Origin of the sequence: Brooklawnia sp. (assembly GCF_049651565.1) — a bacterium.
GTDB lineage: Bacteria > Actinomycetota > Actinomycetes > Propionibacteriales > Propionibacteriaceae > Brooklawnia.
In genome coordinates this window covers 1-2,694 of record NZ_JBASCI010000007.1, presented here as the reverse complement: position 1 = coordinate 2,694, position 2,694 = coordinate 1, and the positions used below count along the sequence as shown (strand labels likewise).

Here is a 2,694-nt window from a genome sequence, read left to right as displayed (position 1 = left end):
GGCCGAACGCGCCGAGGCGGACGCCGCCGCCGAACGAGCGGCCGCTGACCGGGCGGCGTCCCAGGTGGCCAGCACCCCGATCCCCAACTACGCGCCGGTGCGCACCTTCACGCCCACGGTTGCCAGCTGCCCGCGCTGCGGCGGCCGGATCGACTTCGACGGCTACTGCGAGCAGTGCGGGGCCAAGGCACCCAGCGTCCGGGAGCACTTCGCCGAGAACCCGGCCGGTTGGGTGGCCGGGATCTGCGACCGGGGCATCAAGCACGCTCGCAACGAGGACGCCATGGCGATGGACGCAAGCGCCGAGATCGGCGGCCGTGCAGTGCTGGTGGTCTGCGACGGAGTCTCGATGTCGGCCGACTCCGACAAGGCTTCCCTGGCCGCCGCCCGGTCGGCAGTCAACCACCTCGCCTCCCGCCGCGAGTGGGACCTGGCCGACGTCGCGCCGGGTTCGCCGGCGCACACCATGCTGGTCGAGGCGGCCGAGGTCGCCAACGAGGCGGTGCTGGAGAACTCCGACCTGACCGAGGCCAGCCCGGCATCCTGCACGCTGGCGATCGGGCTGGTGTCGGGACGCCGGCTGGTGGCGGCGAACCTGGGGGACAGCCGGGTCTACTGGCTGCCGGACGCCGGCGCGGCGATGCTGCTCAGCACCGACGACTCGATGGCCCAGGAACAGATCGCCGCCGGGATGGAGCGTGAGGAGGCCGAGACCGGCGTCCACGGGCACGTCATCACCAAGTGGTTGGGTCGCGACGCCCCCGAGATCGAGCCGAACGTGAACGCTGCCCTGGCCGAGGGCCCGGGCTGGCTGCTGGTCTGCTCCGACGGCCTGTGGAACTACGCGTCCGATCCGGCGCTGATGGGGCGGCTGGTCGCCCACTTCAGCCAGCTGGACGCCGACCCGCTGCGGCTAGCCAGGGCGCTGGTCGGTTGGGCCAACGAGCAGGGCGGCCACGACAACATCACGGTGGCGCTGGCCCGGATCGACGAACCGCCGGCCACCGAGCCGGTGGACCCTCCCACAGTCACCGAGGTCGCCGCGGAGCACGACATCCCCACCACCCGGACGCGGCCGGCAGCGGCGGCCGAGCCGGTCCTGGCAGGCTAATCTGGGCTGGGCGGGGCGCCGCCAGCAGCGAGGACGAAAGGAAGAAACCCCGTGGCATTGTTCCACTCGGAGGTTTACCAGAACGAGTACCTGCCCGACGGCGGGACCGACGTCAACGCGATCGTACGGATCGGGGTCCGGGACGCCGGGGCGGCCGGGTCCGACGGCGCTGCCGGCGAGATCATCATCATCGACTGCTCCGGCTCGATGGGCCAGCGTTCGATGATGGCCGCCCGGCAGGCAGCGATGGTCGCCCTCGACAACATCATCGATGGCACCTACTTCGCGGTGGTGTCCGGCACCCACGAGGCGTACCTGGCCTACCCGATCGTCCAGTCCGGCCCCGGCATGGTGCAGATGAACCCCCGCACCCGGCGCGAGGCGAAGGACGCCATCAGCCGGCTGGTGGCCGACGGTGGCACCGCGATCGGACGCTGGTTGACGCTGGCGCTGGCCCTGTTCAACTCGATGGGTGGCCGACTGGCGCAGAAGCACGCGCTGCTGTTGACCGACGGCGCCGACGAGCACGAGACCCCCGAGCAACTGGACGCCGCGATCCGGGCCTGCATGGGCCAGTTCCAGTGCGACTGCCGGGGCGTGGGCACCTACTGGGTGGTCAGCGAGGTGCGCAAGATCTCCCGTGCCCTGATGGGCACCCTCGACATCATCCCGGAGCCGTCGATGATGGCCGCCGAGTTCGCCCGGATCATGCAGACCTCGATGAACCGGGGTGTGTCGTCGGCCAACCTGCGGGTGTGGGTGCCGCAGGGTGCCCAGCTGATGTTCGTCCGCCAGGTGTCGCCCACCGTTGAGGACCTGACCAACCAGGCAGAGCCGGTCAACCCGCTGACCGTCGACTTCCCGACCGGGGCCTGGGGCGACGAGGAACGCGACTACCACATCTCGGTCCGGCTGCCCGCCAAGGCGGTCGGGCAGGAGCAGTTGGCGGCCCGGGTCCAGTTGGTGGTGGCCGACCAGCCGCGCACCCAGGGCATGGTGAAGGCTGTCTGGTCGAACGACGACAACCTGACCGCGCAGATCAACGATGAGGTGGCCCACTACACCGGGCAGACCGAGCTCGCGGCAGCGATCCAGGAGGGCCTGGCCGCCAAGCAGGCCGGTGACCTGTCCACCGCCACCAGCAAGCTGGGCCGTGCGGTGCAGTTGGCCGCCGAGACCGGCAACCGGGAGGCCACCACCAAGCTGCGCAAGGTCGTCGAGGTGGTCGACCCCGGCACCGGGACGGTCAGGCTCAAGCGCAACGTCAGCCGCGCCGACGAGATGGCGCTGGACACCTCCTCCACCAAGACCACCAGGACGCGGCAGTCCGGCGACGACCAACCGCAGGAGTGACCATGGCACGGTGCCCCGAAGGGCATGACAGCTCGACCACCGACTACTGCTCGATCTGCGGGACGCCGATGTCCGCGCCGACCATCCCGGACGCCGCGGAACCGGCGCCGCCGGCACCCCCGGTGCAGCAGCCGACACCGCAGTCGGCCGCCCAGACCTGCCCGGTGTGCGGGACGGTGTCCGGCCCGGACGTCTTCTTCTGCGAGACCTGCGGCTACGACTTCCTGACC

2 protein-coding genes and 1 pseudogene are annotated in these 2,694 nt (G+C 71.0%); all 3 read left to right on the top strand.

The annotated features are described in order from the left end of the window. On the top strand, positions 1-1,111 hold a 1,111-nt coding region (locus WBL05_RS00330), incomplete at its 5' end, for a PP2C family protein-serine/threonine phosphatase (protein WP_424223007.1). A 51-nt stretch (positions 1,112-1,162) separates the two neighbouring features. Continuing rightward, entirely contained in the window at positions 1,163-2,464 is a 1,302-nt protein-coding gene (locus tag WBL05_RS00325; RefSeq protein WP_424223006.1) for a vWA domain-containing protein, read from the top strand. A 2-nt stretch (positions 2,465-2,466) separates the two neighbouring features. Next, positions 2,467-2,694 (top strand): annotated as a pseudogene (locus WBL05_RS00320) (phosphopeptide-binding protein); the annotation flags it as partial.